This is a genomic window from Streptomyces sp. NBC_00457 (assembly GCF_036014015.1).
Lineage (GTDB): Bacteria > Actinomycetota > Actinomycetes > Streptomycetales > Streptomycetaceae > Streptomyces.
Window position 1 is genome coordinate 10,740,094 of sequence record NZ_CP107905.1, and the last position, 26,506, is coordinate 10,766,599.

Consider the following 26,506-nt stretch of genomic DNA (forward strand, 5'->3'; position numbering starts at 1 on the left):
AACCTCCACAGAGTTCGTGCTGTGCGTTGCATCAGTTCGGTCAGACGGTGAGCATGCGGATCACCGCGGGGAACGCCATCAGGAGCATGACCAGCACGGCGAGCAGGGCGCCGGGGGCGGTCATCTTTTCGCTGGCGGCGTTCGCCTCGGCGGCCTGCGCGGCGAGTAGTTCGGTGTTGAGCGCGGCGGTCCGTGCCCGCAGGGCTTTGTAGACGGCGGCGCCGTCGGTGGCCGAGCCGCGCATGATGTCGGCGACGTCCTCCAGGACCGGCAGGTCGTACTCGTGCGCCAGGTCCTCGAGTGCCTGATACGGCGGGATCTTCTCCAGCCGGGCGCGCCGCAGCGCTGCTTGCAGGTAGAGGAAGGGCCAGCCGCGGCCGACCGCGGCGGCCTTCTCCAGGGCCTCGGTTGGGCCCGCGTCCGCGGCCCGCTTGAGCGCCACCAGGTCCAGGTAGGCGGACAGCGCGTGGGCGAACTCCTCCCGGGCCCGCTTGGCCTGGTCCCGCACGACCAGATCGGGGGTGATGAACAGCAGCCCGGCGACGGCGAGCCCGGCGACGGCGGGCACGTAGAACGGCAGGGAAACACCCGCGATGATCCACGGAATGGAGACCAGCACCGGACAGAGCAGGCCGAGCCCGGCGAGCGCGGCCTTCTTCAGCATGAACGCTCCCGGCCCCTGCCCGAGCAGCGCCAGGTTCTTGGCGGGGATACGCACTGCGGGCAGGCGCCCCAGGCGGGTCAGCAGCCACCGGCCCCAGACCTCGTCCCGGTCCAGCTCCGGCTCCGGCTCCGGCATAGTCAACAGGCCCGGGGCACTGCGCTGCAGCGCCGCGGCCAAGGCGGGCTGTGGGCGCAGCAGTTCACGCACCAACAGGGCGACGCCGGCGCCCACTACGCCGCCGGTGACCACTGCAGGCAACAGGTTCACGAGCTCACCCCTTCAACCTCGCGCTCGCCCGGCACATCCGTCTCCACCAAGAGCGCGGGCAGGCGCACCGTGCTGCTTGGATCGGCCTCCAGGAAGCGCGCGATCCGGCGGAAGATGCCCAGCGACCTCATCAGGGCGAGCGTGCCGACGAACCCTGCGGTCAGGACCGCCAGCACCAGCTGCCCGAGTAGCGTGTTGTAGGGGCGGGTGAAGGAGGGCACGAAGAACCCGGCGACGACGATGCCGAGGGTGATGAAGGTCATCCAGCGCACCGTGGTGCGGGACTTGGCCCGGTCGGCCTCGACCTTCCGCTTGCCGGCGACTTCGTCGCGAACGGTCGCGGCGAGGTCCTCCAGTGCCTGGGCCAGGCCCGGGCCGCGGTCGTTGACGGACAGGATGAGCGCGGCCGCCACCTTGTCCGCGGTGATGTCGTCCAGCTCGTCTGCGAAGGCCCGCAACGCTTCCTCGGGCCGCCACCCCAGGCGCAGCCGGTCCGACAGGCCCGCGATCTGCTCGGCGAGCTCCTCCGGTGCCCCCTTCCGGCTGGTGATCATCGCTTGTTCCAGGCCCATGCCCAGTCGCAGCAGCCCGGCCAGGCGCTGCGTCCACTCGCTCAGGGCTTCCAGCTGGCCGATGCGTTCTTGCACGATTTGCGCTGGCGTGATCAGCCACGGCACGCCCACCACGGCTGCGCCGAGCATCGCACCGGCTACGAAGTTTCCCGAGACCAGCCACACCACAACGGACACCACGGCCCCGGCCGCCGCGAGCGTCCGCCGCCGCAGCCGGACATCCTCCGCCTGCCCCGCGCCCAGGACCTTCCACCGCTGCCTCAGCGACGGCCTGCGCGGCGCCGTGGTGCCCACGACGCCTGCCACCACACCGATCAGCCCGCCCATGACAGCCATGCCGCTCAGCAGTGCCAACAACAGCGTCATCGGCCCGCCCCCACCTTCAACGGCAGCGGCGCCGCCCACGCCCCGTACGGGTGCTGCAGCAGCGTGGAGTCGAAGCCGACCCGGCGCAGATCGTCGATGCAGCCCGGGTCCATGCGTGGCACTGCCCGCAGTTCGCCGAACTCCCGGCCGGGGGAGAAGATCTCGTTTGTCGCCGGACGGCCGGACTCGCCGATCCCGGTGAGCTCCAGGACGTGCGAGACGTAGCGGTGGCGGCGGCCGCCGATCTGCGTCTCGTCCGTCATGTCGACGTACACGATGAAGTCGAGACCGTTGGCGGTCTGCCGGTAGGCGAGCTGCTCGGACAGGTTGCCTTGGGCGAGCGCGTACAGCTCGGCGATCCGGTCGAAGATGATGTCGGGGCGACGCGCGTGGATGGTGCACAGGTTGCCGCCCGACCCGTTCGTCAGTGCCTGCATCATGGCGACGACTTCGGGACCACGGACCTCGCCGACCACGATCCGCTCCAGCGACATCCGCAGCGCCGGGTGCATCAGGTCCAGCAGCGTGACCTCACCGGCGCCGCGGCCGGTGACGTCCTTCTCACCGTTGGACTCGCGGCCCACCAGGGAGACGACTTGGCGGTGGTAGCCGTTGGCGTGGGCGAACAGTTCGTCCTCGGTCTGGACGGTGGCGAAGCGGCACTCCGGGTCGAACTCCTTGAGCATCGCCCGCAGCAGCGTGGTCTTCCCGGCCTTCTGCTTCCCCGCGATCATGATGTTCTTCTCGGCGCGTACACAGGCGCCGAGGAACTCCCGCAGGATCGGGTCGATCGTGCCCAGCCGGACCAGGTCGTCGAGATCGGCGTGGGAGACCCGGTGCCGGCGGATGACCGCGTAGGTCATCGGCCCGAGCCCTGTGATCGCCTGGAGGCGGGAGCCGTCCTGCAGCGACAGTGCGAGCGTCGGGTTCGCCGTGGAGATCGTGCGCTCGCTGTGCCCGGAGCCCCGGGCCAACTCCCGCAGCAGCTCCAGCAGTTCCTCCTCGGAATCCGCGATGGGGCCGACCATGCGGCGCTCGCCGTCGCCGTAGTCGAGCCACACCTGGTCCGGGCCCTGGATGATGATGTCCTCAACCCGTTCGTCGTCCAGATACGGCTGCAACCGGCCGGCCCTGAAGAGCAGGTCATAGGCAGCGCGTCGCAGGGCTTCGTCCTCGTGCGGGGCCATCGCCTGGGCGTCCGACCACAGCGCGACCGCCTCGTTGATCCAGTCCAGGCAGCGCTGCTCCTCGCTGGCCCGGTCCACGTCCGGCGTGGTCTTCAGCCACTCCTCGCGCTGTTTGGCGACCTGGGCAGCGATGTGCCGGGCGACCTTGTAATCCACGCTGACCTGCGGAGCCGCGGCGCCGAGCGCGTGCGCACTCGAGGCAGCTCCGGCCGGTGTTCCGTTCGCCGGACGGGGCCAGGCCTGCTGGGGGCGGCCGGGCGGCGGAGCGACGGTCGGATCGGCGTGCAGAGGCCTACCGCGCACGGGTCACCTCCCCCGTGGCAAAGGCGCCGCGCGGATCGAGGCGGGCCCGCCGCATCGCGGCCCGCTGGACCAGCACGCTGCTGGCTGTCCGGGCCGCCTTCATCAGCGGCGACTTGGTGAAGTGACGCGTCTGCTCGGCGCCGTCGGACAGCACGCGGGCATCCTTCGGCGCATACGGCAGGGTCGCCACCACCGGCACCTGCAGAACCCGCTGCACCTCGCCCGCGGGGTAGGGCCCCTCATCGATCACAATCAGCCCGACGTCGCCGACGCGCTCCTCCAGCTCGCTCACCCGGGCCTGAGCGGCCTGCAGGCAGCGCAGAGTGTTGCGGATCACCACCAAAACGGCGTCGGACTGCTCGGCCAGGACACCGGACGGCCCATACGCCCCCCGGCGGCCGAGGTCGATCAGGACGTCGTGGCCGGTTTCGGCATCGATGCCGCGGAACATCTGCGCCAGCACCTTCCACACCGAGCCCAGGCTCGCCGCCTGTGCAGGGTCGGTGATGCCCGGCAGCAGCAACCGGTCGCGCGGCGAGACCTGTTTGCCGTCCTCGCTGCTCAAGTCGATCAGCTGACGCCAGAACGCGTCGCTGAACTCGCCCTTGCGGGCAGCGACCGAGATGTTGCGCAGCCCGTACCGGTCACCGAGCGTGCCCTGCAGCAGACCGTGCAACACAGCCCCGCCGTCCGGGTCGCACTCGGCCAGGATCATCCTCCGGCCCGGCTCCAGCGGCCACGACAACAGCAGAGCGAGCGCGCTCGTGGTCACGCCAGGAGCGCCGCTGCACCCGGCCAGCGCGATGACAGCCATCAGCTGCCGTCCGGGGCCGCGAGGTTCAGGCGCAGGGTGCCGGCCGCCACCCACGCGGCGGCCGTCGGCCCCTCCTGCGCGGTGGTGGCGACGTCGACGACTACGATCCCCGTGCCGGGGGCGGCGCTGGAGGCCTTCACGACCCGTCCGGTGATGGTCTCCCGCAGGGTGCCGGACGTCTTACCTGTGTCCGCCTGGCCCTGGGCCGGGACGTGCACCAGATCCACCTTCTGGCCCGGAATCAGTGCCGTGGCCGGCACCTGCTCCGGCTTCAGCCCGATCGGCACCAACTGCTCACCAGCCTTCACCAGCGAGTCCTTCGTCACCTGGGACGGGGCGAGCAGGGAACCGGGCTTGAGCTCAACAGCGGCCCGCTTCCCCACCATCGAGTCCAGGTCGGTGCCGCGCACCGACTTGACGGCCGGGTCCAGGGCCACCGAAGCCGTGCCCAGGTCGTCTTCGGTCACGACCTGGCCGACCTGGACGGTGCGGACCACGGTTACCACCTCGGTGCGGTGGCCGACCTGCAGCAGCAGGACGGCAACCCCCGCTCCTCCGGCGGCGATCAGAGCCAGTGACAGGGCGATGACACCTGGTCGGCGACGGCGGGCCGACACCCGTGGGGGAGCGACGGGCCCGGCCCCACGTCCCTGGTGGGGGACCCCGTTCGAGCTGACTGCCTCTACACGATCCTGGGTCCTGCTCAACGTCTCGTCCTTCCGCGGCGCTACCTGACGACCTGCAGCTCGCCGATCGCCACCTGCACGTTGGTTTGCCGGATCTCGGTGAGCTGGCCGGCCGCTCCGCCGCCCTGCCAGTCGATCGTCCACGTCGAGGTCGCCGTGACCGGGTACTTGCCGCCCTGGGAGCCGCCCGAGGTCTTGGAGTACACGTGTCCGCAGGTCGGCGACTGGGTCATGCCTTCCGATGCCTCGTAGGGCGTGCCCGGGCCGTTGCAGGTCACGGAGGAGCCGTCGCCCATCTGCCACACGATCTTCGACACCTTTGCGGTCGCGGTGACGGTGATCCCGCCCGCCGTGGCCGACGCGGTGTTCGGTCCAAACGTCGTGGCGCTTTGGTTGACCCACATCCACATCGGGACGCCCACGGTGTACTTGCCGGCCGCCTTGGGGCTGGCGATGTCCGGGCGGAGCAGCGTCATGGAGTCGACTGCCTGCTGCGCCAGCTCCTGAGGATTCGCCTGCTGCTGAGGGGGCTGGCCGTTCGGCACGGTGATGAATCCGTCGGGGTTGTTCTGGCCGCCGTCCGAACAGGAGTAGAAGTACAGGTCGCTCTTCTTCGGGTCGGCGCCCTTCCAGAGCTCCTTCGCACTGACCGGCGGTTCCGGGTCGATCTTTGTGTACCCGCACTTCAACTTGCTCTCGCCGCCGCTGCCCTGCGAGCTGGCCTGCTGGTTTTCCCCGCCGGTCTCGCCGGGCACGCTGACATCGACACAGAACTTGACGACTTGGCACTTGCCCGCACCGACATCGGGACCGTCGTCGGCCTGGGCGGTGCCCGCGGCGGCCAAGACGAGAGCGGCACCGAGTAGGGCGGGGCGCCGTATCAGCAGGTCTGCGGTTGAGCGGTCAACTCTGTGACCATCCACTTCGTTCCCCACTTCTCGAGCTTTGCGGTGCTGACGTATTTGACGAGCCGCGTTGACGGCAGTGGGACCTTCTTCTTCGTGGCCTTGTCGATCAGCGTCCAGTTCGTGGTGTCGACGCAGTCCGTGAGGGTGGCCTTGGGAATCTCACCGTCGGTCATCTTGGGATCCCGCGGGCGGATCATCGGCTTCCCGATCGTCACCTGCCCGGCCTTCCGCATGGTCTTCAGGTCCTGCTCGATGAGCCCCAGGGCTCGCAGAGTGGTGGTCTTCCTCAAGTCGGTGCCTGCGGAAGACGCCTTGGCGTAGGCCTTGGTCTGGGCTTCCCAGGACTGGGTGTACGCGGCGAGGACCGCGGTCTCCTCCGGATCAGCGCTGGCAGAAGCTGTCGGCGACTGCGTGACCGTCGGTGACTCGTCGCTCGCCTCGTCTTTCCCGTCGGATGAGCTGCACGCGGTCAGTGCGAGCGCGGCGCACAGTGCGAGGGACGCGGTGGCGGTCTTTCGGAAGTGAACAGCGGAGTGGTGTGCGCGGCGTTTCACGAAGCCTCCCCGTGGAGCGCGGTATGACATGGCCGCTGTTGCCACCGGTGCACGGCAGCCCGGATCCGCGGCACGGTCAAGCCGCGGTGGTGCGTTTGCGTAGCGAGAAGATTACGCATATGCCAGGCAACTTCCCAGTGCGCTAGGCGAGTTGATCTCAGTGACTTGGATGCCTCCGCTCACCTGCCGAGCAAGGCCGTCAGCGGGTCGATCGGCGGCTTGGTTGCGGCGGGATGGAAGGACAGTTCCCACTCGGGATGGCCGGCCCAGATACTGTGAGCGACGCTGCGCAACGCCCAGCCAAGGGTGCTGACCTGGTTAAGGTGCAGGTCGTCGGTGTCCTCGGTGGCGAGGTCGCGTTGGGCGAGCCATTCGGCGAAGACGTCTTGCACGCCGGCCAGGGCCTTGAGTTCTGCGAGGCAGCAGCCGAGTGCCTCGGCCTCGGCCAGCCGTTTGGTGAGGAACCGTGCGAAGCGCTGGTCGCGGTTGTGGGCCCACTCGTCGAGGGTCGCGAACGTTTGCCTCAGCGATTGCGGGATGCGCGGCGAGGATGTCTGGGCGGGTCTCATCGGGAGTTCGCCATCGTGTACCTGTGGGTGAGCACCTTTGGCTTGCCCGTCAGGGTCAGTGTCGCGAGGGCCTGGCCCTGATACTCGTCCGTGATCAGGGGCCGCCGCTCGCTGTTGTAGACCGCCTCCGCCGGGCCCGGGATGATCCTGCCGCCGTTCATGAACCGCTTGTGGAGGTATTCGATGGTGTAGGCGCTCGGGAACAGCGCGAGGACGCCGCCGTCGGCCAGGCGCAGCGCGTACACCTTCGGGTGCGCCGGTTTCCCGTCGAAGTGCTTGACCGTGGCGAAGCTGGCCTCTTTGACCTTGGTGCGGTTCGTGTAGTTCTTGGTGAACTCCTTGGTGGGGGCCAGCTGCTGGCCCTCCTTCTTGCCGCCGGTCTCCACCAGGTCCTCGAAGGTGTTGCCCAGTTGGTGGTTCGGGGAGTGCACGGAGGGGACGTCAGCTTCCCGCAGTGCGTGCCGAGCTCTGGCCGGGGCTTGGCATGTGGCGACGGCTGCAGGGGAGTTGCCGGGCAGGCCCAGGTGCTGGGGCAGGTGGGCGGCGAGCCTGGCATGGCGGGGCTCGTTAGTGACGGGCCCGCCGACGGAGTGGTCGACGAGGCGTGTTGTCGTGTGCACGGTTACGCCCTCCGGACGTCAGGGTGCGTCGGCTGGATGACCGTCGGTCACCGCGGCGCGGCAAGCCGGCTGCCGGGCGAGCAAAGGCTGGTATGAGCTGCGGCTGTGCACCGAAGTCACCGGTCGGTGCCGGTCGGTGGCCTCTTAGGGGGCTGTGGCGTGGGCCGGAGGGCCGGGGCGCGGCGTGCAGTGCCGGGAGCGGCGGGCGGGGGATGGCCCGCAGCACTCGAGTGTGTAGTGTGCATGTCACATCCTTGGGTGAGGGCAGGGCACCCCGGGCTCAGAATCGGGATCCGGCCGGACGGCACAGGACGTCGCGATCCTGTGCGTGAGCCGGTCTATCCTGAGCCCAGCGGCGTGCCGCGAACACGCCGACCGGAGCACCCCAGTGATGGATGGGTCTGTACCTGGTGTGCCTGACTCGGATGAGTCGCCAGGTGGCCGTTCCCTCCGAGGGCGGCCACCTCTGTGCGTGTTACATCGTGCAGGCGCGCATAGCCGCCGAACCGGATCCGGCGCCGTCGTCCCTCCTGCTGACGGAAGTCCCTCCAGGGGCCGACTGCCGCAGATCACGTCTGTCCATGCGTCCTCCCGATCCTGTCCCCATAGACGTCGACCGCACCCGACTTACTCCCGGGCCGGTGCGACGGCACGTATGTGAACGGAGCCCCCGTCGGCGGCCGACCGCGATCTCGCGGCATGCCGTCGCCTACCAACTGCGCGCCGGCTGCGGCGGGTTAGACATACTCAAAGGGTTGTGAACGGAGATTGCAAGGTACAGAGTTTGCACTACCCGCAGGTTGTAGAAAGTGCCGGAAGGGGATGCTGTGGCTCGCGCAAGGTCTGGAAGGACCGTCGCGCACCTGGTTCTAGCCACCCGGCTCAAAACGTTGCGTGAGGCGGCCGGGATGTCCCGGGGCGAGGCCGCCCATGCACTTGGGGCCCACACCGCAACAGTGCGCCGCATTGAGCAGGCCGAGACCTCCCTGGACGAAGGTCAGGTCCATGCCCTGCTCACGGCGTACGGCGCGGGCACGGCCGAAATCGAAGCGTTCCTCGGGCAGCTCGCGGCTGCCAACCTCCCCGGGTGGTGGCATCCGTGGCGGTCTGTCATGGACTCATGGCAGCTGGACCTCATGAGCGTGGAATCCGCGGCCCGGATCATCCGCGTGTGGGAGCCGGCCCTCGTCCCTGCCCTGCTACGTACGCCGTCCTATGCCCGCGCCGTCGAAAACGTCCGCAGACCTGACCTGTCCCCCGCGGACAAGGACCGACGGACTGAGCTGCTCATAGAACGCCAGAAGCGGTTGCGTCACCAGGACACCCGCATCTGGGCCATCATGTCCGCCGCGGCGCTGCATACGTCCGTAGGCGACGAAGATGTGATGGCCGAGCAGCGGCAGGCACTGAGGGCAGCCGTCGAGCGCCCCGATGTGACCTTGCAGATTCACCCACTCGACGGTCGTTGCCACCCCATGACCGGCATGCCGACCGTGACCCTGTACCGGGTCGACGTACCGGAGATCCCCGACCACGTAGTCCGTGAAGGAGATCTCCGCGGAACAGCCGAAGTCTTGAACAGCCTGCACGCGGTGTCAGCATATCACTTGTTGATGGACCACACCTGCGTCATCGCACCCCATCCCAACGAATCGAAAGACGTACTGACATGACCGAACCGACTCGCCCGCATCAGCCGATCGACACGTCCGTCGCGCACAGTGCGCGCGTCTGGAACTACTGGCTGGGCGGAAAAGACCACTACCCCGCCGACCAGGCCGCCGGTGACGCCTACAGCAGCAAGTACCCCAACATCGTCCCGTTCGCCAAGGAATCGCGGGACTTCCTCCGACGTACCACCGCCTTCCTCGCCAAGGCAGGGATCCGGCAGTTCATCGACCTGGGTGCCGGGCTGCCGACCAGTAACAACACTCACGAAGTCGCACAGCGGATCTCGCCCGACTGCCGCGTGGTCTACATCGACCACGACCCGATCGTGCTGCTGCACGTCCATGCGCTGCTCACCAGCACCCCCGAGGGCGCCACCGCCTATGTGCAGGCGGACATGCGCGACACGGACGCCGTCTTAACCGGCGCGGCCAAGACGCTGGACAGGACCCAGCCCACTGCCCTGGTCATCAACGACGTGCTGGGCCACATCGAGGACTGGACCGAAGCCAGGGGTCTGGTGCGCCGGCTGGTCGAGCAGCTTCCCCCAGGCAGCTACCTGTCACTGAGCCACTCCACCGCCGCAGACCAGGAACACCAAGCGGTGCAGGACGAGTACAACAGCTCCGGTGCGATCCCCTACATCTTCCGGGAGCCGTCGGTGGCCGTCGAACTCTTCGAAGGCACCGAACTGGTCGAACCCGGGTTCACGAGCTGGCCGCGCTGGCGCCCCGACGCGAACACCGGCACGCTCACCGACCGCGCGGGCTGGGGCGGGGTCGCACGGATCCGATGACGACGAGCCGTGCCGGGCCGCCCATGCCTGCCCGCCCCGTGAAGCTGACCCGATACCAGGTGGTGCGACGACTCACCCGGGCAGCAGCCCACTCGGACGCCCAGCTCATTGCCGAAGCCGCAGTCCTGGCCGAGGGCTCGGCGGTCCTGGCGGACCTCACGGGCGGCGTCGTCTGCAGCACCCCAGACACCGCCGGACCTGAAGGGGTGCGTGCCGCCGCGCACCCCCGCCTGCACCCGCACCTGACGATCCGCAAGATGACCGGTGGCGTCCTCGTTATCCGTCCCGGCCCGGCATCGCCCGTATCGCGCATTGACCTGATCGCGCGGACCTGCGTCGATCTGCTCAGAATGCGGGCGCGGGTTCGCCGGGCGGAGGACACCCGCCACGCTGAGCAGAGACTGCACACCGCCGTCCTGCATCTCCTGCTGAGCGGCCAGCCCCATCTGGCGACCGACGTGCTGGGCACCGCCGCCACCCACGCGACGGTGTTCCGGCTGGCCGGTCCGCAGATGCATGCCGCCTATCAGACTCATTGGCGAGCAGCGCAGCCCAGCGTGACTTCCAAAGCCCCCCGCATGCTGGTGTGTATGGAGGGAACCGAGGTGGCGGTCGTCGCGCTCCACGGCCTCGGCCACGACCGCCACGTGGCCCGCCCTTACGTCGCGCGCATCGTAGAGCGCCATCAACTGGTCGGCGGCGTCTCGGACCCATTGCCGCTGGACATGGTCGCCACGGCATGGGCCGAGGCCGGCAACGCGCGGCACGGCGCAACTCCCGGCTGCCTGGCGTCCGCGACCTTCCTGGGTTCGCACGGGCTGCTCCGCGCCGTGCCCGCCGACCGGCTCGCCCGCTGGTCCGCCGCCGTCCTTACGCCCCTCACCCGCGAGCAGCACCGGACGCTGGAGGCATACCTGCGGTCGGGGTCCGCTCAGGCCGCCGCAGCAGTGCTCGACGTGTCCGAAGGCACGGTTCGTGCACGCCTGCGCTGGATCGGCACTGCCCTGGCTGCCGACCTGGACAACCCCACCGTGCAGGCACAACTCCTGCTGGCGTTGCGGGCCCCGGTACCTTCCCCACAAGTCAGCACATCCGTACGCCTTGTTCCCGACCCCCCGCTGCCCACCGATCTACTCGGCCCCGACGACGCCCATCACTGGGCTACCGCCCTCCTCAGACCTCTGGACAAGCCGCTGCGTATCGCCCTTCGCTGCTGGCTCCAACACCGCGGCCGCACAGCGCCCGCTGCCTCCGAGCTAGGCCTGAGCCGCAGTACGCTCACCGACCGGCTCAGCAAGTGCGGCAGGGCACTATCCCTGGATCTGTCGTCCGCGACCGTGCGGGCCGAACTCCACCTGGCCGCCGAGACGATCGCGACCCCCGAGGACACCCCGGCCCGGTTGCCGCGGCGAGGAGGCAGAACCTACCGGGGACAACTGCCCTGAAAAGAGCGTTCTTCTCTGCAGCCAACCGGAGCGGGGATGTCACTGTTCGGTCCAGGACCGTCGTCCCCCGCCGGCCAGCGGCACCCACACGTCAGAGGTGGGGCCGTGCTCTTCGAGGTCGTTCAGGACGACCGCTCCGAGCGGCACCTCGCGGGCCATCTCGGCCACGAGTGGATGGTGGTCGACCATGGCCTGCAAGTCGTTTGGCCTGCCTGATGTCGGTGATCTGCGGCCTTTCGTGAGCGTCGAGACTCCGGAACGGGGTCCGACGTTTGCGGGGCAGCGGCGTACACCGAAAGGATGTCGACTCACTGTGACGTTCTTGGATTAACTTGAGTACCGCCAGGTACGGGTTGGATTAGGGATACCAGGGGGACATCCCGGATACCCGGGGTACGAGGCCGTCGGCAGCATGAGCTCCATGAACTCTCAGTCGATCTCCCGACGTTCTCTGGCCCGTGGTTTTGTGGCCGGTGCCGTGCTGGTCGCGGCCGGAAGTGCGGCTTCCCGGGCGGCGGCGGACTCCGCCAGGTCTGAGGAGTTGGACGCCGGCTTGGACACCGGCGCCTTACAGGCGGCGATCTCCGACCTCTCCCACCCGCCGGCCACCTCCGCCCAACTACGTGCCGCCCACGGCACGGACCACTGGTACGGCACCACAGGCATGGCCGACCTCACCACCGGGCGTGCCGCACGCCCCGACGACAAGTTCCGCGCGGGCAGCGTCACCAAGGCCTTCGTGGCCACGGTCGTACTCCAGCTGTGGACAGAGCGCCGCGTGGAGCTGAACGCACCGATCGGGCGCTACCTTCCGGGGCTGCTCCCCTCCGACTTCCCTCGCATCACCGTCACCCAACTCCTCAACCACACCAGCGGAATCCCCGACCACCAGGGCATCCCTGACACGAGCACGCCGGAGGCTGCCCTGAGGCACCGGTTCGACCGCTGGACGCCGCACGAGTGGGTGCGGACAGTGACGCACGGTCCGCTGAAGTTCCGCCCGGGCACCAAACAGGAATACCGGGGCATCAACTACGTACTCCTCGCCCTCCTCATCGAAAAGCTGACCGGACAACGCTACGGCGAGGCGATCGGCTGCCGCGTCCTGCGACCGCTCGGCCTCACGCGCACGCTGCTACCGGGCGACGACCCCCGCCTGCACGGTCCGCATGTCCACGGCTATCTACGGATGACCGACGGCTCCCTGCGCGACGCCACCGTCTACAACCCCTCCAGCACATGGGGCGAGGGCGAACTGGTCTCCACCGTCGACGATCTCTTCAGTTTCCAACAGGCGTTGTTCTCCGGCGACTTGCTGCCGCCCCGGGCGATGGACAAGCTGTGCACACTTCCCCCGGCCGAGGTCCGCATGCTGAAGGACGGCAGTCCCGCCCGCTACAGCATGGGCCTGCAGACGGCCACGGTGAACGGCGTGACGTTCTGGGGAAAGACCGGCGAGATGTACGGCTACCGCACCCGCGTGTTCTCCACTCTCGACCTCCGGCTCCGCTTCGTCCTGTCCTACACCCCGACCCCGTTGACCACGGACGAGGACATGATCAACCGGGTGGTCGCCGCACTCACCTCCGACAACTCCTGACCTCGCCCAAAAGGGAAGGCCGAATGTGTCTGTGACGACCACGCCGGCGAGCTGAGCACACTGGGCTGCGACCGAACCGGACAAGAGGAGCACGCATTCGAACATGATCATTGGGTGGGCATGAAGTCCGTCGCGAGTCGCCCCGGTGGGTCGAGCCTGTGACTCGGTAGCTCCGCCGTACTCCGGAACGTTAAGACTCAATCCATGGGCTGCGAGCGGGCCGACAGAGCAGGATGGCGGCATGGAACGCGTGACAGGCATCGGCGGCATCTTCTTCCGTGCTAGCGACCCCGAGGCACTGGCCAGTTGGTATGAGACTCACCTCGGCGTAGGACGCCCACCGGATACCTACGATGAGCGGTCCTGGGAGACCGAGACTGGGCCGACTGTGTTCGCCCCGCTCCCGAGCGGATCGGAGCATTTCCGCACCCCCGAACAGCAGTGGGCGATCAACTTCCGGGTTCGCGATCTCGATGCCATGGTGGCCCAGCTGCGCAGCGCGGGCATCCAGGTCGATGTCCATGAGCAGGACTACCCCAATGGCCGGTTCGCCGAGCTCAGCGACCCGGAGGGCACCCCGATCCAGCTCTGGGAACCCGCCGGTGCGGACGCCGTATGAGCATCCGAGACAGGATCAACGCTCAGTAAGACCTCGTTTCCTCCCGATGTTTCATCCCGAGATGGATCTTTGACGAACTATCAGAGCCCTCGCCAGGTTGGTGCAGATTCCTTGGTGAGGCGGCGGGCCATCAGGGCGATCATCGCGATGTAGATTATGGCGGTGGAGTGGGTCGGGAGGGCTTCGTAGTCGCAGGCCAGGCGGCGGTGGAGCATCAGCCAGCCGAGCGTGGAGGTCTTGATGCTCTGCGCGTCGATCACCATCGCGGTCGGTTCGGGCCAGCGGCCTTCGTCCTCGCGGACGCGGCGCCCAGCAGGGCGTTGAGATGCTGGAAGATGCCGGCCTTTTTCTGACCGGAGCGGACCGTCCCACAGGACCTGTCGCACGGGATTGGGATCACTGATATCCGTCCGAGTGCTTGCTCATTCGTACGTCCGCTGTGGCAGCGGGAGCGCGCTGGGCGAGGAATGCGCTGACACGGCCTTGCTGGTCGGCAGCGGTGGCGGTGAGCTCGCCGAGCGGCACTGCCCCGGCGGTGGTGCGGGCAGCACGCTCCAGGGCGGCGACATCGCCGGGTCGGGCGTAGTCGGCGAACACCTCGTCCAGGTGCGGACCGGTGATCCGGACCGGCCCAACACGGCGGCCGTCGACGGTGAGCGTCATGTAGTGCTCGAACCGGTCGAGTGCGGCGACCTCGTCCGCGCTCGGCTTGTCCCCCCACTCCGCGGTGATCGGAGCGATCGCGGTCTTGGAACCGGCCGTGGACGCCAGCGTGGACGCGTTCTGCGTCAACGACATCCGCACCGGCGCCGGCAGACGGCCCAGCAGCTGCGTCATGCCGTGCACGGTGACCCTGAACTTGCGGAAGTCTTCGAACATCGACGCGATGGTCTCCGGAGCCGCACCGGTCAGGGTGATCAGCTCGTCGAAGTACAGCCGGAACAGCCGCCGTTGCTCCTCGGGCGTGTCCCGGCGCGAGCGCACCGCCCGCAGCAGGTCCCGCGCGAGGAGCGCGGTCAGCAGCCGGTCGGTGGGGCCGTTCCCGGCCGGGCACACCCACACGATCAGCCCGTTGTCCATGGCGGCCCGGCTGTTGTAGACGCCGACCGGCTGGCCGAGAAAGGCACGGGTGACCGGGTTGGCGGCCAGCCGGGCGAGCGGGTTGAGGACGACGGCGAACGCGTCCGGAGGGAAGGTCGGAAACACCGTCCGCCACCACGCCCGTGTCTCCTCGTCCAGCCGGTCCGCCATGGCGGCCAGCGCCGCAGCCCGGAAGCCGGGGTCGGAGATCAGGGACCGCACATGGAAGACGGTGGTCTGGTCTTCGCGGCGTCCGGCCTGGCAGGCGGCCTGGTTGATGGCGACCAGCACGGCCAGGCACGAGGTGAGGATGGTCAGCGCGCGGGGAGCGGCGGCGTCGTCCCAGCCGAGGATGGAGGCGAAGGCGTCGGTGACCGCCTCGACGACGTCGTGCGGAGCCGGCCCGTGGTGCATGGCGATCGGATTCCACGAGCTCAACATCGGTGAGGGCCCTGCTGCGTTGAGGTCGATCAGCGCGATCTTCTGCATTAGGTGGTCGTGGGCGAGGAACGTCGCGGCGCGCGGCCAGGAGTCGCGGTGTGGGTCGAGGAACATCAATCCGCCGCCGGCGTGCGCCCACCCGATCGCCTGCGCCAGCGCGCGTTCCGTCTTCCCGCCACCGGCTTTGCCCACTCCGCACTCGAACAGCGTCTGGGCCGTGTAGGTGGCGACCAGACGCCTGCGGCCGTCCGGTCCCCGGTAGATGCCCTGCAGCAACAGCTCAGGATTCCCGAACTCGAACGTCGGCAAGTCACCGGGAAGCAGCGGCAGCCGGCAGTGGACGGTCGGCGGCTTGAGCAGTCCGGTCAATTCCTCCAGCCGCACCCAGTTCGCGCGGGGCGGCTGGCACTGCCCCAAGTCCCAGCGGCGTTCGAAGCTGCGCCGGGTGGGCCAGTGATCGGCACCGAACCGCCACGGTCCCAGCCGCCAGCCGCGCATGGCCCACCGAGAGCGGCCGCCGAACACATCGAACCCCGCTTGGAGTTGGGCGAGACGGGCCTGGGCGCGGCCTTCGACGTTCGACGCGCACATCACGAGCAGCTGCACGCGGACGAGGTGGTCGTCCTCGGCGAGCTTGCCGAGGGCCTGGGACCGGTCAACCCGGCGCGGCACCGGGGGCATCACCAGTCGCCGCCCGGCTGAGTGGTCCTTGCCGGTGACTAGCGCCTGCAGGTTCCAGGCCAGCGAGTCTTCGATCCCGGTGGCGTCCTGGCGCACCCAGCGCGCCGCGCGCTGGGTCTCCCGGCGCTCCTGGCGGCGTGCGGTACTCATGAGCTGCAGACGGCGAGCGCGCAGGGCCCACTTGGGGGCGCGCTGGATGTCGAGGCGGATCTCGGCGAGGTCGCCCAGTTCGGCCCGCAGGTCGGACACGGCGTCGACCAGGGGCTGCAGCGGGTCGGGCTCCAGTGGCACCTCCCGCAGGGGAGCGGTGAGTCTGCCGCGCAGGATGAACTCCGCCCGCACCACGTGATCGCGTGGCTTGTCCACGATCGGGCGGGCGCGGTCGACGGTGACGTTCGGCCCGAACGGGGTGATAGACAGCAGCCGTTCGCCCCCAGCGGGGCCCTCGATGCGGTAGCGCAGCGTGCTGGAGCCGTCCGCGCGCAGCCTGATCTGCACGGTCTTCGACCGGCGCGGCGCCCACCACGGCATGCTCGTCGAGGCCCGGGCCAGCTGCACACCGCGGCGGAAGATCTCCTCCAAGCCCGGGTCGAAGTGCCGGGCGGGGGTGAGCTCCAGGGCCATCCGCTCGGCAACGGCCCGCTCCGCCAGGCGCCGTACCACCATCTCGCCCACACCCCAGGGAGCGGCGACGGCGAGGGCGAGCAGGTACCAGTGGTCGTAGAGCCAGGCGACGGCTTCGACGAGCCCGGTGATCAGGCCGAATACTTGGCCCGTGGCCCCGTCGAAGGCCTGTTCCCTCAGATATGAGGCTGCGGAGTCCACGTCGGCTCCCCCTTCCGGACGGTGCGGGTGAAGAACAGATCGGTGATGCGGCCGTCGGTGTAGGTGCCGCCGCGGTCGGCACCCGCCCACACCAGGTGCACGACCGCCGTGTCCGGGCTGCCGTCGCGGCGGGCGATCGCGGCCTGGATTCGGAAGCGGGCCGTGGCGAAGGCCGGAGCGACCGCCCGCCCGGAGCCGCGGAACATGCCGGGCCACCTGGCGCGGCCGATCCCGGTGGCGTCCGCGCGCAGCAGGGCGCGGCCGGCGGTGAGCAACTGACGCTCGTCGACGGCGGGAAGGTCGGCGGGCCAGGCCCTCTCCAGCACTTGCTGGATGGCTCGGTCGCCAGCCGGGCCTTCGCCGTGCGGCGGCAGCGCGGACTCGGGTGCCGCCGGCGTCGTGGGCGCGGAGCGCGTACGGTTCGGAACCGGCGCGGACGAAGCCCTGGACGGGGAATCCGCTGACGCGGTCACGCTGGGCGGTGTCGCCGAGACTGGCACCGTCCTGCCGTGGGGGAGGGCCAGGAGAACGACCCCGCCAGCGGCGAGCGCGACGGTGATGATCAGCAGCAGGCGTGGGGAGCGTGGGGTGGAGGTCACAGCAGTCTGGCTCCTCCCGCGTATCCCGACATTGCGTCGACCGCGTCCAGGCGGACGACCGTGTTCGGGCGGGCGGCGTTGGTCATCTGTCCGCCGCCGGTGTAGAGGCCGACGTGGTAGATCGTGGAATCGCGGCCGGGTGCGTAGGCGAAGAAGACCAAGTCGCCGGGCTTGAGGGCGGATGTGCCCAGGCGGGCGGGGATCCGCTGGCCAGCACCGGCCTGGGCGGATGCGACCCGCGGCAGCCGGATGCCGACTTTGGCGTACGCGTACTGGGTTAGCCCAGAGCAGTCGAAGCCGTTGATGTGCTCGCCGCTGGACCCGTTGGGCGAGCAGCAGATCCCGGTCGATTTGCCGTTCGTGTTGCCGCCACCCCATGAGTAGGGCACGCCCCGCTGGGACAGAGCCGCATCAAGCACGGTGCGGATCTTTCTGGACACGTTCTTGAGGCCTGGGTCCTTGGCGGCCGCCGTGTACTGGTCGATCCAGCCCAGCACGTTCGAGAGGTACGTGTTGGAGTGGTTGTACTGCAGGATCGCCGCCTTGAGCTGGTCACGCTGGGTCAGGTCCCGGCCGTTGCCGCACAGATAGATCGCGGCGCCGAGGGCGGCGTCGTCGGCGTTGTGCGGGTCGGCGGTCTTGTCGCCGCCGATGTCCTCGCCGACGGTCGACCAGGTGGACGGCAGGAACTGGAAGGGGCCAACGGCGCGCTCGCCCTGAGAGGTGCCGTCCCATTTGCCGCCGTCGGTGTCCGGGAAGACGGTGGTGTTGCCACCGGCCCCGGACCCGTTGAGGAGCACCCCGTAGATCTTCGGGCGGATGTCTCCGTTGCCGGCGACGTTGCGGCCCACGGCGTGGTTGGACTCGACCTTGGCGATCCCGGCGAGGATCGGCCAGCGCATGCCCTGACACTTCGGCACATAGTTCCCGACCTGCTGGACCGCCTTCTTGTAGGCGGTGAGCATGCGCGGTGGGATGTCCGCTGCCGTGCCGCCTTCGGCGATCCCGCCGTCGCCGGTGCCTGCACCCGTCTTCAGCGCGACGTACGCGCTGATCGCGTTCCCTGCCGGCACGGCGCAGCACACGGCGGCGAACATCAGCAGTGCGACGATACATACCCACCGCCTCATGCGACGGCCAGGCGGCCTCACTCGTCGTCACCGTCCTCGGAGCGCCACCGTTCGCGCATCTCACCCAATGCCTCTGCTTGTCGCATCCGCTCCTGGTTGGTGATGCCAGCGGAACCGTCTGCGTCACTGCCGCCAGTGCGGCGAGGCGGGCCGGCAGGCGGCGTGGCCGCAGTGCGGTTGGTGCGCGAAGACGGTGCGCTGGGCCGTGCGGTGCGAGGGGAGGCATCGGGCCGGTGAGGAGACGCCGCCGGGGCGGCGGTCGCCGACGATGTCCTGGTCAGGCGGCGGCTGATGAAGGGGCCTGGCCCGCCGCGGTCATCGCTCTCCCGCACAACCCGGGCCACATGACGCCCCGTGTCACCCCAGGCGCGGCCGTCTTCGCGGACAGTGTTGCCCCACACCCGCACCTGCTGCCGGGCATCTTGGGCATAGCGCGAGCCGCCCGACCGTGCCCGGCGGACGCCTGCGGGCAGGCCGTACGTCGCTCCGTACGCGGTCCGGCCGCCGCGGTTCAGGATGCGGTAGCCGCGGAAGCGGACCAGCCGGTTGTGGGCGCGCGTCGACAGCAGCGTGCGGTCGGTGTCCTGGTCGTGCAGCACCTGGCCGGTGTTGCGGTCGACGACCTGGCCCTGCTCGTTGCGGTAGCGGTCGGGCGGACCTCCCGGCCGGCGCGGCCCCGCACCGCCGGGACCACCGTCGCCGCCATCCGGCGGGCCGCCCGAACTCGGGTCCCCGCCGGCGGTGGGCTTGCGCCACTTGGCCAGCTGCTCTCTGTCCGGCCGACGGCCGATCAGCAGCCAGTGCGCACCCTTCGCGCCGAGCCGTGCGCCCAGCCCGCCCACGGCCGCCGCCGCGGTGAGCGGGGCCAGACCACGTCCGGCTTCGGCGGTGGCATCGGCGAGGACGCCGCCGGTGTCCACCGGCATCCCCGCGCCATCGACGAAGGAGGCGAGCGCGCCCATCAGCCGCTGGCGGGTACCGAGCATCCCGTACCGGCCGCCTCCACCGCCCGTGAAGGCACGCAGCCCGCCGCCGTAACCGCCCATCGCAGCTGGGGAGTTCATGGCAAGCGCGGCGCCGAGCTCGGAGGTGTCACCGGGCAGGTGGGTGCCGCCGACCTTGGCGTAGCGCATCCGCATGGCCATGCGACGGCCGAACGAGCCGATGCCGGTCAGCAGGCGGCGGTGGCCGGCCGCGCCCGCGATGGCCAGCACGTCGATCAGCAGGATCCGCTCGACCATCAGGTCCGGGCCGTCGGTGATCGTGGCGTCGATGGCGATGCCGAAGAACGGGATGAAGGCGCAGATGCCGACCATGGCGAGGATCGCAATGCCCCAGATCGACAGCCACCTCCACACCGACTGCCGTGGGGGCCCGGGCAGCATGGCGGCGACGAACGTGACGCCGCCGGCGGCTGCGGCCGCGGCGCAGACACCCTGGGTACCGAGCAGGACGATCGCGGACGACAGCAGCATGCCGCAGACGAACAGTGCGGCGAGCAGCATCAGCAAGGCGCCGCCGACCCGCCACCAGGTGGGCTGCTTGGCGTACGCGGCGCAGGCCTTGCCGACGTCGCCGGAGTCGCTCAAATCGCCGAGGAATGCCTCGAACTCGCGGTCCTCCTTGCTGACCACAGCGTTGGTCGAGTTCAGCAGCTCGCCGCCGGGGGTGAGTTCGGGCAGATCGTCCGCAGCGACTCCGCCGCCGCGCTCGCAGTAGGCTTTGGCCGGCCCTTTGATCCGGTTGCAGGGATCGTCGCCTCCACTGCCCCCGCCGGTGTCCCGCATACAGACTTCGTAGGCTTGGCCGTCCAGGAGGCTGCAGGTGTTCTTCTCTTCCTCCTTTTCGTTCCGTTCTTCGCAGTATTTCTGGGCGGGTGGGGCGAGTTGGTCACATCCGTTGTCCTCATCGCCGCTGGCGTCGCTGTCCTTGGTGGCCTGGTAGCCGCCGGTGACCCACTTCAGGTGGACGGCGTAGGCCTGGCGGTCGGACTTCTTGGCCGGGTCGAGGATGCGCCCGTACTGCAGCAGCATGTAGGGCTTGACGATCATTGCGTTGGTGACCGAGTCCTGGAGCGGGCGGGCCACGTCTTGTGCCGACACCGGCTTTGCGGCCTGAAGCTCCTCGCACTTGATTTCCTGCATGCCGGCCATGCCGTCGCACGGACTCAAGGTGGCGAGCTTGCCGCCCCAGTCGTAGGAGTTGACGCTCTCCTGGGCGACCTCGGCGGCCACCTGCTGAGTTTGCCCCAGCGGTCCGTTCTGGGTGAGCAGGTAGTCGGGGCGGACGAAGGTGGACGCGGCGAACGCCGCGATCAGCAGGGTCAGGAAGATCTCGCCCAGCCCGCGGCCGACCCGGCCGCGCACGATCATGAAGCCGGCGAAGACGAAACCCCAGGCCAGCAGCAGCCCCTTGAGACCGAGGGCGTCGACGACCACGGTGTTGTAGGCGTCGGCGACCTTCTGCGCCGGAGCGGTGAGGATCTTCAGCAGCGGGAACCGGAAGGCGACCTCGATGGCCCACCCCGCCAGTCCGACCAGGAGCCGGATGAGGGTGAACAGGCCGGACAGGGCGAAGGCGAGGGACTGCGTCTTGAAGCTGACGATGGAGCCGCCCTGGGCGTTCAGCTCGTAGCCGTTGATCGGCACCCCTTCGGAGGAGGTGATGTTCAGCGGCGCGAGGAGGTCTCCGGTCTCGCTGTTGCTGCTCGCCGCGTATACGACCTGGCTGTTGACCAGGAGGAACACGCCGGTGAGCAGGACGACGACACCGGCCGAGCGGAGTGTGCCGCGGTCTGGGCGCCACATTCAGCGCCGCCCGTGTCCGGCAGTGCCCCGGCGCCGCCACACGACGACGGCAGCCAGTCCTGCAGCGGGTGGAATCAGCATCCAAGCCGCGCTCGCGCCGTCGCGGGAAGCCGCGTTCGCCGAAGACGTGGCGGAGTTGGCGCCGCGCTCGCAGTACTCCTTGGCCGGGCCCGCGATCAGATCGCACGGATCCTGGCGTGCGGATGCGGAGTGAGTGTCGGCGGCGAAGGCCTGTTCGGTGCGCGGCCACCACGGCTCCGGCACGCCTGCCCCCACAACCAGGGCGAGCAGGGCGGCCGGTAGGACGATGGCTATCAGGACACTCGCCGCGGTGGCGAGGAGCCGGGCGCGGGATGCGGAGAAAGAAGACGCGGTCATGAGACGTGTTCCTTCGGTCGTGCCGTGGCGGGATCGCTGGAGGCATGCGCAGCGCGCGCGGCAGTACGGCGGCCCGGTGTGGTGGCGATGGACGTGGTGATCCGCTCGATGCGGGGGATGACGGCCTTGATCCGGCCCGTGTTCTGCCGTGGGCAGGCCAGCAGGAACTCCCCCTCGCGGCCGCGCTGGCCGACGGGGGACAGGCCAGTGGTAACCAGCCGCAGCAGCTCGGCGTCGTTCGGGTCGAGGCCGACGAACTCAAGTCCGCGGCGGGCGCGTCCACGGTCGGCCGTGCGTGCGAGCGCCCGGTAGGCCATCAGCCCGCGGTCGGGGCCGAGTTCCTCGGCGTCGTGGGAGGCGGCGAGCAGGCCGGCACCGTGCTTGCGGCCGTCATGGAGGATCTCGTGGACCAGCGCGGTGCCCTCGGCCGACGAGGTGAGCCAGTACAACTCGTCCGCGACAACCGCGGTGAACCGCTCGGGGTCCTCGAACGCGGTCTGCCGGGCGAGCGCCGCGATCAGGTAGAGCACGGCACGCCCGATCAGGGCTTCCAGCGGTTGCTGGTGCAGGACCTCCGGGTTGGCGAACGCAGCCTTGGGCGGCAGCTTCAGACCCGCGGTCGTGATCACGATCATGTCGGAGGTGCTTGAGGCGTCCAACCGCACCGGGGGCAGGGTGGGATCGAACACCATCGCCGCCAGGGAGTTGGTGGCCACGACGCGGACGAGTCCGGCGAGCGCGGACGCCGCGTCCTGCCGCTTGCCCACCTCGCGTACGGCCATCTCCTCCAGGACCTTCAGCACGCGGCGCATGGAGGGGGCATCGCTGGCGGCGGCCTTCTCGACGGCGTGGTGCAGGACCTCGCCGTTGGTGCTCATCGGGCCGATGCCGAGCTGCAAGGTCAGGTACGACAGGGCGTAGTGGCGGCCCTCGGGCCCGTCGAACATCCTCAAGGGGTCGATGGACACCTCGGCCTGGGCGGCGTCGATGATCTGGACACGGCCCTTCGCGGCGGTACGGGCGAAGGTCGCCCACTCGCGGATGGGGGTGCGGTCGATGCAGATCGCGCAGCCGCCGCGCGCCCACACCGCCTCCGCGATCAGCTTCTGCAGGACGCTCTTCCCGGCCCCCAGATCACCGACGATGCCCAGGGAGGCGCTGGCGTCGTGCTTCGGCGCGTCCGCCACGTTGATCATGACGGGGCGGGTGGTGCCGCAGTCCAGGTCGATGCCGAGGAACATGCCGTTGGGGTCGCCGACCTCACCGATGGTGAAGGCGCCGCCCAACGCCCAGTCCTCGGAGACCTGGTGCTGCGTGAACTCCCGCACTACGCCCGGCCGTGTGGTGCCCGGCAGCCCGAGCATGAAAAGCGCCTCCTGCAGTCCGGCCGGGCGTACGGCCCGGTAGTCGGCGCCGCCGAGCAGGGCCGCCAAGGCCCGGGCGCGGGCGTCGCAGATCGCGGCGGTCGGCCCCCACACCGTGAGGACGGTCACGGACTGCACCTCGACCTCGACCGAGGTGCGCGACAGGCGGGCGTCCAGCTCGCCCAGGTCGCGGGCGGCGTCCGTGAGCGAGGCGGGCATGCCGGTCGGCCGGGCGTCGTACTGGTCGGCCTGGTCGACGAGTTCATTCCGCTTGCGCCGCACTTGGTCCCGCGCCTTCTCCGCAGGCACGAGCGTCAGGTCGACGGTGTAGTCGACAGGAAAATCGAGCGTCTCCAGCTGAGCGAACAGATCGGCGGCATCCACGCTGACCGCGGGCGGGCACTCAGCCAGCGCCAACTGCGCCTGGTAGCCGGTGCCGGCGTCGGACTCGATCTGCAGCCATCGGCGGCGCAGCGGCGAGGCCGTGTTCACTCGCCACCACGCCTTGCGTCCCGACCGGGTGAGCTGGTCGGTGCTCTTGAGCTCGTCGACGTCGTCGAGGTCCGGGTCGATGCCGCCCTCCTGGAGGCGGACCTGCCCGAGATCGGCGTAGCTGGGGGAGTGCAGAACCCCCTCGCGTACCTGCCCGCCGAACAGCTCGCTGCTCTCGGCTTCGGCCAGCAGCGGCTCGTCCATCCCGCGGTGCAGCGCGTGCTGGACCATCCACACGATCTCCGCCGGGCGGGCGGGGCGGAACGCGGCGCCGTCGGCGAGGGCGGCCTCCACCCGTGCAGCCTGCTCCTGGTACGCGGTCACTTCCCGCCGCGCCACTGGCGTCGGCCGCATGCCCAGCGCCGGGGCGATCTCGGCCCACAGCGCGCCGAACTGAGCGGTCATCTGCAAGCCGGCGCCGTCGGTCTGGAGCGGGACCGCCAGCCACAGGGTGCGGCGGTGCATCTCCTGCCCGTCCAGCAGATCCAGCGTGGCCTCGACGTTCTCCACCCACGGGTGCATCTGGCCCCGCGGTGCATCCGCGGGTTCGATGCCCTCGATCATGCGGAGCGCGACCTCACCCGGATCGACCCGGGCGCACAGGCCGAACAGCCGCGGCGCCCCCGACAGGGACCGCACCAAATGGGTGATCTTGGCAAGCTGCTCCTCCCGTACAGCGGCCGGCACATAGGTGCCCTGCACGGTCTCCTCATGGCGGCCCTGACGGTCCGGGCCCGGGTGCAGCCGGTAGACGGCCCACACGCTGCCGTGCGTCGACCACACCAGATGCCCGGCGATGTGACGGATCGGCACCCTCACCGCGCACCCCCCTGTTCGGCGAGCGCGAGCAACTGCTGCACACCCGATGCCGGCCTCACCGGCGCCGGGCCGACGGCCACCGGGCGATCGCCCGACCGAGACCGTGCCGGTGCCCGGCGCGGCGAACGCCCGGCCGACGATCGCGGCTGCGGAGCCGTGGCGAGGGGCGCGGCCGGGGCGGCGCCCTCGATGACGAAGCCGCCGATCAGAGGGCGGGCGGCGTGGTCGCGGGCCGCGCGGCCGCCGATCCGGCCCCCGCGCGGCTGCCAGCACAGCAGCAGCCAGCCCAGGGCCGCTGGGATCGGGGCACGCCCTTTGATCTTCTGGCGACGCACCGCCCAAATGGCCAGCAGCCAGGCGGCGATGGGGACCGGCCCCATCCACGACCACCACGGAATCGTCTTGACCAGAACGAAGCCGCCGACGACGGCGAGGAGAATCTGCGCGGGTGTGAACGGGCCGAGCGGGATACGCCAGTCGGCCACCTTGCCCAGCACCCACGGGTGGCGGCGGGCTGCGGTGTAGAAGCGGCCCATCCGTACGGCGGTGGTGGCGCTCACAGCCAGCCTCCGACGCCTGCGGAGTGTTCACGGGCGGCCGGCGGCTCACCCTGCTCGATGCCGGGAACTGTGGGCGCCGATTTGGACGGATTCTTGACCTCGTCTTCGAACATGTCGGCGAGGTCGTTGCGCGAGTTGTACAGGCCGAGCGCGATCACCATCAGAATCAGCGCACCGATCCCGGCCTTCAGGCTGAACTTCTGGACCATGATCACGACGACGAGGACGAGCAATCCGGCCTGCAGGCCCTTGGTCGCCCAGTTCTCGAACATCGTGATCCACGAGTCACCGAGGTCGTCGAGCCTCCCAGCGAGCACCACACCGGTCATGACCCGGCACCCCCCGCCCGGGCGGTGCCGGACTCCAGAGCGGCGACTTCCCAGCGGCCCGAGCGGGCCTTAAGCGTCAACTCGTACGCCAGCGGCCACCGCCCTGAACTGTCACGGGCCTCCACCTGGGCCATCACCCGCACCCGGGTCCCGTCCGCCGGGACGGACTCGGCAGCTGCCGCCTGGTCGGCGGCAAGGATCTGCTGGACCGTGACCGTCTGGTACGGGGCGGGGGAGACGGGCCACAGACTCACGCCGGGCGCGAGGTAGCGGTCGACCTCACCGGCACCCGCCAGATACGCGGCGAGGAATTCCCCAGCCGCGGACGACAGATCGCTGTCCGTCGGGACGGTCACCGTGTACGGCGACTGCGCCTCCTGGGCGCGGGCCGGGCCGGAGACCACCCCGGGGGCGCCGGACACGGTGAACGAGGCGCCGCCGGAGTCGGCGACGACGGGCACCGCGAAGTAGCGCACCGAGCCGTCGGCGTACTGCGCAGCGAGCGTCACCGACCACGCCCTGCCGGTCTGCTGCGCACTGCGCACCGCCACGACCGACTCCGGGCCGGGCTGCGCATCCGACGCCTCGGGCAGATCAACGTCCGGGCCCATCGACTGCGCAAGCCGGGCCTGCGCAGTGCTCTCGGCGCCTGCGCGGCTGCGCAGCCACGCGTCGAGGAACACCGTGGCATACCCGGCCGGGTTGGCCGCCCCGGTCGTCTTCACGGTGGTGGCCGGCTTCGCCGCGGAGGCGGCACGGACCACGGTCGCTGGGGTAGCCACAGCAACGGCCAGCGCGATGGGGCCGGCCGCCACGGCGGCCCACACGCCCAGGCGGCCCAGACGGACCCGACGCCGCATCTGCTGCAGCCGAGCCCCCGCAGCGGTCGGAGGAGCGGCGTGCTCCTCCGCTGCCTGCTTGGCAGGAGACATTCCAAACTCCCAGGTCAGAGCGAGTTGTTGCTTCTGACCCGAGGCAACCGGCCGACCCCGACCCGACCACCGACCACAAGTCCCCGACCACGGTCACGATGGGGACACGAAGGCCATGGTCGGGGTCATGGTCGGCCCGACCATGACCCCGACCATGGGTCAGCTGCGAGCTGGCAACCGCTCACCCTGTCTGGCACGAGCCCTACTGCTGGCGCCTGCTGCGTGGCGTTCATGCCGCGCGGCCGTCGGATCCGTACACCGATGCGCAGACGGCATTCGCCCGGGACGGTTGCGGAGTTGCGCGCTGCGCCATCCAGACCTGCGCACCCGAACGTCAGGAACCCTCGGGCGGACTGCGCAGCCGCTTAGCGCCACGCGACTGCGCACGACCCTCGACCGGTTGCGCACCCGTGCGCACTGCTCGTTCGGGG

Annotated in this window: 24 protein-coding genes and 1 pseudogene; 5 read left to right on the forward strand and 20 right to left on the reverse strand. The window is 69.8% G+C overall.

What is annotated here, in order from left to right:
- Window positions 1–40: 40 nt before the first annotated feature.
- From OG828_RS49060 to OG828_RS49100, 9 genes are all read right to left on the reverse strand, one after another.
- Window positions 41–931, reverse strand: coding sequence for a type II secretion system F family protein (locus OG828_RS49060; RefSeq protein ID WP_328499644.1), 891 nt, complete (start codon window positions 929–931; stop codon window positions 41–43).
- Window positions 928–1,869, reverse strand: coding sequence for a type II secretion system F family protein (locus OG828_RS49065; protein WP_328504768.1), 942 nt, complete (start codon window positions 1,867–1,869; stop codon window positions 928–930). Before OG828_RS49065 ends, OG828_RS49060 begins: the two co-directional genes overlap by 4 nt.
- Window positions 1,866–3,359 carry a CpaF family protein gene (locus OG828_RS49070; protein ID WP_328499643.1) on the reverse strand — a complete coding sequence of 498 codons (1,494 nt, stop codon included), beginning with the start codon at window positions 3,357–3,359 and terminating at the stop codon, window positions 1,866–1,868. The genes OG828_RS49065 and OG828_RS49070 overlap by 4 nt, the downstream gene beginning before the upstream one ends.
- A complete protein-coding gene (locus OG828_RS49075; RefSeq protein ID WP_328499642.1) occupies window positions 3,349–4,173 on the reverse strand; it encodes a hypothetical protein in 825 nt (274 codons plus the stop codon). Before OG828_RS49075 ends, OG828_RS49070 begins: the two co-directional genes overlap by 11 nt.
- Window positions 4,173–4,790, reverse strand: a complete 618-nt coding sequence (locus OG828_RS49080) for an SAF domain-containing protein (protein ID WP_328499641.1) — start codon at window positions 4,788–4,790, stop codon at window positions 4,173–4,175. Before OG828_RS49080 ends, OG828_RS49075 begins: the two co-directional genes overlap by 1 nt.
- Before the next feature lie 110 nt (window positions 4,791–4,900).
- The gene (locus tag OG828_RS49085; RefSeq protein ID WP_328499640.1) at window positions 4,901–5,704 is read right to left on the reverse strand and encodes an ATP/GTP-binding protein; all 804 of its coding nucleotides are present in this window, start codon (window positions 5,702–5,704) and stop codon (window positions 4,901–4,903) included.
- Between the two features lie 35 nt (window positions 5,705–5,739).
- Window positions 5,740–6,321, reverse strand: a complete 582-nt coding sequence (locus OG828_RS49090) for a hypothetical protein (RefSeq protein ID WP_328499639.1) — start codon at window positions 6,319–6,321, stop codon at window positions 5,740–5,742.
- Between the two features lie 179 nt (window positions 6,322–6,500).
- Window positions 6,501–6,890 carry a hypothetical protein gene (locus tag OG828_RS49095; protein ID WP_328499638.1) on the reverse strand — a complete coding sequence of 130 codons (390 nt, stop codon included), beginning with the start codon at window positions 6,888–6,890 and terminating at the stop codon, window positions 6,501–6,503.
- Window positions 6,887–7,510, reverse strand: a complete 624-nt coding sequence (locus tag OG828_RS49100) for a hypothetical protein (protein WP_328499637.1) — start codon at window positions 7,508–7,510, stop codon at window positions 6,887–6,889. The genes OG828_RS49095 and OG828_RS49100 overlap by 4 nt, the downstream gene beginning before the upstream one ends.
- 827 nt (window positions 7,511–8,337) lie before the next feature.
- Between OG828_RS49100 and OG828_RS49105 the strand changes: the two genes are divergently transcribed.
- From OG828_RS49105 to OG828_RS49115, 3 genes are read left to right on the forward strand one after another with little or no spacing between them, the layout of a single operon-like run.
- Entirely contained in the window at window positions 8,338–9,183 is an 846-nt protein-coding gene (locus OG828_RS49105) for a helix-turn-helix domain-containing protein (RefSeq protein ID WP_328499636.1), read from the forward strand.
- Window positions 9,180–9,974 carry an SAM-dependent methyltransferase gene (locus tag OG828_RS49110; RefSeq protein ID WP_328499635.1) on the forward strand — a complete coding sequence of 265 codons (795 nt, stop codon included), beginning with the start codon at window positions 9,180–9,182 and terminating at the stop codon, window positions 9,972–9,974. Before OG828_RS49105 ends, OG828_RS49110 begins: the two co-directional genes overlap by 4 nt.
- Window positions 9,971–11,419, forward strand: a complete 1,449-nt coding sequence (locus tag OG828_RS49115; protein ID WP_328499634.1) for a helix-turn-helix domain-containing protein — start codon at window positions 9,971–9,973, stop codon at window positions 11,417–11,419. Before OG828_RS49110 ends, OG828_RS49115 begins: the two co-directional genes overlap by 4 nt.
- Before the next feature lie 39 nt (window positions 11,420–11,458).
- Here the strand turns inward: OG828_RS49115 and OG828_RS49120 are convergent, their stop codons facing one another.
- Window positions 11,459–11,587: a hypothetical protein gene (locus OG828_RS49120; RefSeq protein WP_282615240.1), complete on the reverse strand. Its 129-nt coding sequence runs from the start codon at window positions 11,585–11,587 to the stop codon at window positions 11,459–11,461.
- A 253-nt stretch (window positions 11,588–11,840) separates the two neighbouring features.
- On the opposite strand from OG828_RS49120, the gene OG828_RS49125 reads away from it, so the two are divergent.
- Both OG828_RS49125 and OG828_RS49130 read left to right on the forward strand, forming a co-directional pair.
- On the forward strand, window positions 11,841–13,019 hold the full coding sequence (locus tag OG828_RS49125) for a serine hydrolase domain-containing protein (protein ID WP_328499633.1): 1,179 nt from the start codon (window positions 11,841–11,843) through the stop codon (window positions 13,017–13,019).
- Window positions 13,020–13,260: 241 nt separating this feature from the next.
- Window positions 13,261–13,638 carry a VOC family protein gene (locus OG828_RS49130; RefSeq protein WP_328349132.1) on the forward strand — a complete coding sequence of 126 codons (378 nt, stop codon included), beginning with the start codon at window positions 13,261–13,263 and terminating at the stop codon, window positions 13,636–13,638.
- Window positions 13,639–13,718: 80 nt separating this feature from the next.
- Here OG828_RS49130 and OG828_RS49135 read toward each other — a convergent pair.
- From OG828_RS49135 to OG828_RS49180, 10 genes and pseudogenes are all read right to left on the reverse strand, one after another.
- Window positions 13,719–13,868 (reverse strand): annotated as a pseudogene (locus OG828_RS49135) (IS5 family transposase); the annotation flags it as partial.
- Between the two features lie 166 nt (window positions 13,869–14,034).
- The gene (locus OG828_RS49140) at window positions 14,035–16,665 is read right to left on the reverse strand and encodes an ATP/GTP-binding protein (protein ID WP_328499632.1); all 2,631 of its coding nucleotides are present in this window, start codon (window positions 16,663–16,665) and stop codon (window positions 14,035–14,037) included.
- Entirely contained in the window at window positions 16,641–17,264 is a 624-nt protein-coding gene (locus OG828_RS49145) for a hypothetical protein (RefSeq protein ID WP_328499631.1), read from the reverse strand. Before OG828_RS49145 ends, OG828_RS49140 begins: the two co-directional genes overlap by 25 nt.
- Window positions 17,261–18,361 carry a C40 family peptidase gene (locus OG828_RS49150; RefSeq protein ID WP_328499630.1) on the reverse strand — a complete coding sequence of 367 codons (1,101 nt, stop codon included), beginning with the start codon at window positions 18,359–18,361 and terminating at the stop codon, window positions 17,261–17,263. Before OG828_RS49150 ends, OG828_RS49145 begins: the two co-directional genes overlap by 4 nt.
- A gap of 50 nt (window positions 18,362–18,411) precedes the next feature.
- Complete coding sequence (locus OG828_RS49155) at window positions 18,412–21,201, reverse strand: hypothetical protein (RefSeq protein ID WP_328499629.1); 2,790 nt, start codon at window positions 21,199–21,201, stop codon at window positions 18,412–18,414.
- On the reverse strand, window positions 21,202–21,579 hold the full coding sequence (locus OG828_RS49160; RefSeq protein WP_328499628.1) for a hypothetical protein: 378 nt from the start codon (window positions 21,577–21,579) through the stop codon (window positions 21,202–21,204).
- The gene (locus OG828_RS49165) at window positions 21,576–24,254 is read right to left on the reverse strand and encodes an ATP-binding protein (protein WP_328499627.1); all 2,679 of its coding nucleotides are present in this window, start codon (window positions 24,252–24,254) and stop codon (window positions 21,576–21,578) included. The genes OG828_RS49160 and OG828_RS49165 overlap by 4 nt, the downstream gene beginning before the upstream one ends.
- Entirely contained in the window at window positions 24,251–24,814 is a 564-nt protein-coding gene (locus OG828_RS49170) for a hypothetical protein (protein ID WP_328499626.1), read from the reverse strand. The genes OG828_RS49165 and OG828_RS49170 overlap by 4 nt, the downstream gene beginning before the upstream one ends.
- A complete protein-coding gene (locus OG828_RS49175; protein ID WP_328499625.1) occupies window positions 24,811–25,143 on the reverse strand; it encodes a hypothetical protein in 333 nt (110 codons plus the stop codon). The genes OG828_RS49170 and OG828_RS49175 overlap by 4 nt, the downstream gene beginning before the upstream one ends.
- On the reverse strand, window positions 25,140–26,075 hold the full coding sequence (locus tag OG828_RS49180) for a conjugal transfer protein (RefSeq protein ID WP_328499624.1): 936 nt from the start codon (window positions 26,073–26,075) through the stop codon (window positions 25,140–25,142). Before OG828_RS49180 ends, OG828_RS49175 begins: the two co-directional genes overlap by 4 nt.
- Window positions 26,076–26,506: the final 431 nt, after the last annotated feature.

What these genes read in the sequence shown, in the direction of transcription:
- OG828_RS49065 (WP_328504768.1), bottom strand. Translation starts at nt 1,869, where the DNA reads ATGACGCTGTTGTTGGCACTGCTGAGCGGCATGGCTGTCATGGGCGGG.
- OG828_RS49075 (WP_328499642.1), bottom strand. Translation starts at nt 4,173, where the DNA reads ATGGCTGTCATCGCGCTGGCCGGGTGCAGCGGCGCTCCTGGCGTGACC.
- OG828_RS49095 (WP_328499638.1), bottom strand. Translation starts at nt 6,890, where the DNA reads ATGAGACCCGCCCAGACATCCTCGCCGCGCATCCCGCAATCGCTGAGG.
- OG828_RS49110 (WP_328499635.1), top strand. Translation starts at nt 9,180, where the DNA reads ATGACCGAACCGACTCGCCCGCATCAGCCGATCGACACGTCCGTCGCG.
- OG828_RS49115 (WP_328499634.1), top strand. Translation starts at nt 9,971, where the DNA reads ATGACGACGAGCCGTGCCGGGCCGCCCATGCCTGCCCGCCCCGTGAAG.
- OG828_RS49125 (WP_328499633.1), top strand. Translation starts at nt 11,841, where the DNA reads ATGAACTCTCAGTCGATCTCCCGACGTTCTCTGGCCCGTGGTTTTGTG.
- OG828_RS49130 (WP_328349132.1), top strand. Translation starts at nt 13,261, where the DNA reads ATGGAACGCGTGACAGGCATCGGCGGCATCTTCTTCCGTGCTAGCGAC.
- OG828_RS49150 (WP_328499630.1), bottom strand. Translation starts at nt 18,361, where the DNA reads ATGTTCGCCGCCGTGTGCTGCGCCGTGCCGGCAGGGAACGCGATCAGC.
- OG828_RS49155 (WP_328499629.1), bottom strand. Translation starts at nt 21,201, where the DNA reads ATGTGGCGCCCAGACCGCGGCACACTCCGCTCGGCCGGTGTCGTCGTC.
- OG828_RS49160 (WP_328499628.1), bottom strand. Translation starts at nt 21,579, where the DNA reads ATGACCGCGTCTTCTTTCTCCGCATCCCGCGCCCGGCTCCTCGCCACC.
- OG828_RS49175 (WP_328499625.1), bottom strand. Translation starts at nt 25,143, where the DNA reads ATGACCGGTGTGGTGCTCGCTGGGAGGCTCGACGACCTCGGTGACTCG.
- OG828_RS49180 (WP_328499624.1), bottom strand. Translation starts at nt 26,075, where the DNA reads ATGTCTCCTGCCAAGCAGGCAGCGGAGGAGCACGCCGCTCCTCCGACC.